Source organism: Rhodoplanes elegans, from assembly GCF_016653355.1.
Taxonomy (GTDB): Bacteria; Pseudomonadota; Alphaproteobacteria; order Rhizobiales; family Xanthobacteraceae; genus Rhodoplanes; species Rhodoplanes elegans.
Map to the genome: position 1 here is coordinate 1 of NZ_NHSK01000003.1, position 4,771 is coordinate 4,771.

The 4,771-nt window shown below is 59.9% G+C and carries 5 protein-coding genes and 3 pseudogenes; 4 read left to right on the forward strand and 4 right to left on the reverse strand.

Features of this window, described 5'->3' with window-relative positions:
* From CCR97_RS00245 to CCR97_RS00255, 3 genes are all read left to right on the forward strand, one after another.
* Positions 1-576, forward strand: a 576-nt coding sequence (locus tag CCR97_RS00245) for a transposase (protein ID WP_201159202.1), incomplete at its 5' end; no start/stop codon positions are given.
* A gap of 136 nt (positions 577-712) precedes the next feature.
* Positions 713-1,069 carry a hypothetical protein gene (locus tag CCR97_RS00250; protein WP_111359714.1) on the forward strand — a complete coding sequence of 119 codons (357 nt, stop codon included), beginning with the start codon at positions 713-715 and terminating at the stop codon, positions 1,067-1,069.
* A gap of 165 nt (positions 1,070-1,234) precedes the next feature.
* Entirely contained in the window at positions 1,235-2,509 is a 1,275-nt protein-coding gene (locus tag CCR97_RS00255; protein WP_201159203.1) for a nucleotide sugar dehydrogenase, read from the forward strand.
* A 16-nt stretch (positions 2,510-2,525) separates the two neighbouring features.
* Here CCR97_RS00255 and CCR97_RS31495 read toward each other — a convergent pair.
* Positions 2,526-2,882, reverse strand: a pseudogene (locus tag CCR97_RS31495) (IS66 family transposase); the annotation flags it as partial.
* A 44-nt stretch (positions 2,883-2,926) separates the two neighbouring features.
* Positions 2,927-3,259 (reverse strand): annotated as a pseudogene (locus tag CCR97_RS00270) (helix-turn-helix domain-containing protein); the annotation flags it as partial.
* A 395-nt stretch (positions 3,260-3,654) separates the two neighbouring features.
* Here CCR97_RS00270 and CCR97_RS00275 point away from each other — a divergent pair.
* Positions 3,655-3,981 (forward strand): annotated as a pseudogene (locus tag CCR97_RS00275) (transposase domain-containing protein); the annotation flags it as partial.
* Positions 3,982-4,290: 309 nt separating this feature from the next.
* Here CCR97_RS00275 and CCR97_RS00280 read toward each other — a convergent pair.
* Together CCR97_RS00280 and CCR97_RS00285 are read right to left on the reverse strand one after the other, a co-directional pair.
* Complete coding sequence (locus CCR97_RS00280; protein ID WP_111359709.1) at positions 4,291-4,557, reverse strand: hypothetical protein; 267 nt, start codon at positions 4,555-4,557, stop codon at positions 4,291-4,293.
* Between the two features lie 16 nt (positions 4,558-4,573).
* On the reverse strand, positions 4,574-4,771 hold a 198-nt coding region (locus CCR97_RS00285; RefSeq protein ID WP_201159204.1), incomplete at its 5' end, for a transposase.

A 4,771-nucleotide genomic window follows, 5' to 3' on the forward strand; every position in this document is an offset into this window, starting at 1 on the left:
AGCCGTCGGCTCTGGTTGGCGTTCTTCGATGCCGCTGCCACGCCGCAGATCGGCCGCCGAGAAATCCGTCCGCAGAGCAACCGCTGTCGCCATGGCGCGAATCCTCCCGCCCCGAGCGAATCACAATTAGCCTCGCTCCGGAATCCCCAGCGAGTCAGCCACAGAGGCTTCTGGTACAAAATCATGGCCGGGAAGAGAACTAGCTGCAGCTCGACGCGTGTCAAGCGACATCCGGAATGTTGCTCGTCCGGCAACATCAACGACATCGCCTTTGCACCGACGCTAATCGCCAGAGTGGCGCCGATCACCGGCCTCATCGCGGACAAGGCCTACGACGCCAACAGTCTGCGACGTCTGCTCGCCGAGGGCGGCGCCAAGGCCGTGATCCCGTTGACCGCCAGCCGCAAGCAGCCGATCCCCTACGATCGCTTCGCCTACAGGCGCCGCAATCGCATCGAGCGGATGTTCTCGCGGCTCAAGGACTTCCGACGCGTCGGAACCCGCTACGACAAGCTCGCCAGAAACTTCCTCGCCGGCGCAATCCTGGCCGCCACCGTCGCTTGGTGGCTTAATTGAGTCCTGACCCTAGCGCAATGCTCATAGCATCGGCTCACCAGCTGGAAGAACGGGTGCGCTGCGTCCGGCCAGAACGGCAGGAAGCACGACCCCGCGTGGCCGGCGACGATCGCCTCCGGCCGGGCGCCACGATTAGATGCGTCTTGCCCGCCGCGGGCGGCTCGAGCAGCAGCACGCCTCGCCGTTAGCGATGAAGCAGACGGTCGAAACCTCGCGTCAGCGAACTCCAGAGTGTCTGGAACACACGCTTCACCTCCGTCAACATCCTCGCCGCCGTCCGCACGCGACCGGCGATCAGTGTGCTCTGGTCCTGTCCGAGGTCTCGACCGCGGCGATGTCTATCTTCCTCGACCGCTTCCACATGACCAGCTTGAATCACGCCGCCGACCGAACCGCCACTCCGGTTTCCAAACGGGCTCTCGCGGGAGCCCTCGATGACGGCTACATAAAAATGGACGATGTCCTTGTTGCGCTGAGTTCCACCCGCTCATGAAAGAATGGACCCGTTACCGCTACGCTGGAGGTGCCAATGGTCGGCTCCTTCTGAAGTAGATAAAAGTCTCAACCACCAGATTGCGTGAGACATCAACTGCCTGCTATTGGAGTTCGCTTGCAGTTGCGGCAAAGCGGCCAGCCAACGTGAACGGGTATCGGAAAGATGAGAAAAATTGCAGTTGTGGGCCTCGGCTATGTTGGCCTTCCTGTCGCAATCGCCTTTGCGAAACGCTGGCCCGACGTGGTGGGTTTCGACATTGACAAAAACCGAATTATAGAACTCAAGGACGGCTACGATCGGACCAATGAAGTCCGACCCGAGGACTTGCGTCATTCGTCGCTGAGGCTCACCTACGATGTCTCCGGCCTCGCGGCATCAAACTTCTATATAATCACAGTGCCAACGCCGATTACTGAAGCTAATGCGCCAGATTTGAGCGCTGTGCTCGCCGCAAGCGAGACAATTGGCCATGTGTTAAAGGTTGGCGACATCGTGGTGTACGAATCGACCGTGTATCCGGGAGCCACTGAGGAGGAATGCAGCCCAGTGCTGGAGCGGGCGTCCGGCTTGAAGGCGGGGCAGGATTTCAAACTCGGCTATTCGCCGGAACGAATTAACCCCGGCGACCAAGCGCACCGATTCGAGACCATCACAAAGGTTGTCTCTGCGCAGGATCCCGAAAGCCTAGATATTATCGGGGCTGTTTACGGTTCGGTTGTCACCGCGGGCATTCACCGAGCGCCTTCGATTAAGATCGCCGAAGCTGCCAAGGTAATCGAGAACACGCAACGTGACATTAATATCGCTTTCATGAACGAATTGTCATTGATCTTTAAAGCGCTTAGTATAGATACATCTGACGTGCTTGCTGCCGCACGAACCAAATGGAACTTTCTTCCTTTCCATCCTGGCTTAGTCGGAGGGCACTGCATCGGTGTAGATCCTTATTACTTAACATTTCGAGCAGAGAAAGCCGGCTATCATCCGGAGGTTATCCTGGCGGGGCGCCGAATCAACGACGGCATGGGTGCTACGATTGCGCGCGAGTGCATACGCGGACTGCTGCGAAAGAAGGTGTGCGACGGTGTCGTTACAGTGCTCGGATTAACATTTAAAGAAAACGTTCCAGATACACGCAATTCCAAGGTGGTAGATATTGTCCGCGAACTGCAATCGTTCGGAATAGAGGTGCAGGTAAGTGATCCGTGGGCTGATCGAGGTGACAGCTTTCATGAGCACGGCATTGCACTTGTGGAAACCGACGATCTCTGTCCAGCCGACGCCGTAGTGTTGGCAGTGCCGCACGACTGTTTCCTTGCGGACGGTTGGTCTCTAGTGCAACGACTTCTGCGTGACGGGCGAGGGCAGGTATTTGACGTCAAGTCAGTGCTGAATCGTGAAAACAGGCCTGCCATGATCGAGTTATGGCGCCTGTAACTTTTTGCGCTCAAGGGTAGCATTTGCGGACGATGTGATTTGACCAACACGCGGCTTCCACGCGCGGCGCCGGCTTGCGGCCCGCCGTGTAGGGCCGGTTGAATCCGGCGTAGGCGTCGGCCTGGAGAATACCCCCATTGCGATGCAGGTGACGTTCGGGATGATCGCCGGTGCGGTCGCGCGAGTAGAAGAACACGGCCGCCGGCGGATCATGCCCATCGAACGGGCGATCGTCGCGCACATAGACTCAGGCCCGGCCGGTGTCGGTCTTGCCCTTCGCCAGAACCGGCACCGGCGTGTCGTCGCCGTGCACGCGATCGCCGGCGAACACATGGGTTCTGATCAGATCGTAGAGCGGGCGCGGCAACGTGGCGCATCCGAGCCGAACCAGTGAGCCTGCACGCTACCACGCCCGCCGACCCGGTGACGCTCGAAGAACCGTTGGATCGTACCGAAGCCGAACGTGTGCCCGTGGCTCGCGAGGCTCCGACGAAGCTCCTCGATGGTGATGTCGGGCGTCTCGGCGAGTACGCCCAGGATCAAGTCCTTGCACGCCTCGATCCGGCCGGACCGGCGATCGCCACCGAGCGCCTTCGGCCGGGCGTCCCCTTGGACCTCTGTCCGCCGTCGCCATCGGCTGACGCTCGCCGCGCTGACCCCGAACCGCTCACAGGCCTGCCGATGCGACATCCCATCGGCCACTGACTTCAGAACCCGCGTTCGTAGATCGAGAGAAAGGGCTCGCGACATGGCTACCGGCCTCCCTCTCCGGCAGACAGCATGAATCATTTCCGCGCCAGTTTGTGAATCCTTCGCGATTCACTCAGATCGGGAACCGCTCTAGGACTATCTCTATGGACTGCTTGCAAAGTCGATGTAGTTCGCATTGACGTCGATGCCGACATAGTCTCTTTCGAAAAAACTCGCGATAACTTCCGGTTCCGCAGCCGATGTCCAGCAAACGGTTGGCCGAGCCGAAATTCAGGAGCTAGCCAATTGTGGAGCGGATAATCGTGACAGTCGGCCGATTAACGGTAAGCGTCGTTTTGGCCCCACCTTCTGCGGAGGGTGGTGAGGGCGGAGGGTGCCGATCATCGAGGTCTGAATCGGAGATCGGCTTGTGTCTAAACTTGATCCTATGCTTGATCCGCTACGCGCTCTCGTGCTGGGACGGCCTCACCCGCTTCCTCGACGACGGCCGCATCGAGATCGACTCCAACGTCGTCGAACGCTCGATCCGCCCGATCGCCCTCAACCGCAAGAACGCGCTCTTCGCCGGGTCGGACGGTGGCGCCGAGCACTGGGCCGTCGTCGCCTCGCTGATCGAGACCTGCAAGCTGATCGGCATCGATCCGCACGTCTATCTCGCCGACGTCATCACCAGGATCGTCGACGGCCACCCCAACAGCCGCATCGACGACCTGCTGCCATGGGCCTACGCCCCGCCGCAAGCCCTCAAAGCCGTGGCCTGACGACAACGCTTACGATTAACGAGCTGGATGGCGTTGTAGCCGCGCGGCGTTTCGAACACCCGGTGCGCAGCACGAAGCAGGGGATTTGGTGTCGACGGCTTGACCATGGTGCATCCGCGCTTGAACTACGCAGGCTGGCTCATCTGCGTATGATGCTGGCAATACGGGTCGGCAACTTCGCCCAGACCGACCTGATGCGGTCGATAGTGATCGCTGAGCGCACAGCACGTTCAATCCTATCGATATCCTCTTTCTTAACCAGCTTTGTTTCATCGAGAAGAGACAACGCAAAGGAAACAAAGCCGAAGCTCATCGCGATGGCCGCAAGTCGCTGCTTGTCGACGGCAAGAGCTGCCTCCGGTCGGGGTCAAGGGCGAAGAAGGCGTCTCCGGCATGCAGCAGGCGCTTGTCGACCGATTCGGGTAGATCTCGCGGCCCGCGCCGGTAAGCCACATGATGCAACTCGAAGTCCAGGAGCCGCATGCCCGCGTCGTTCAGCAGCGTGTGCTGAGCGCCGAACACGGGATGTGCCGCGTAGTAGGGAAACGCGACGAACTCGCTGTAGACGAATAGCACTTTATACCAACGGCCCTCATGATTGACCGATGTGAGCCCGAGCTCGCATTCCGATCGAGGTGATAATCTCCGGCTGGGCGACGAGGCGTCGCCAAGCGTCGCAGGCGGCGTCGACGATGTCGTCGTAGGTGTCGAAGACGCGGTTGGAGAGCCAGTTGCCGCGCAGGAACTGCCAGACGTTCTCGACCGGGTTGAGCTCCGGCGAGCGCGACGG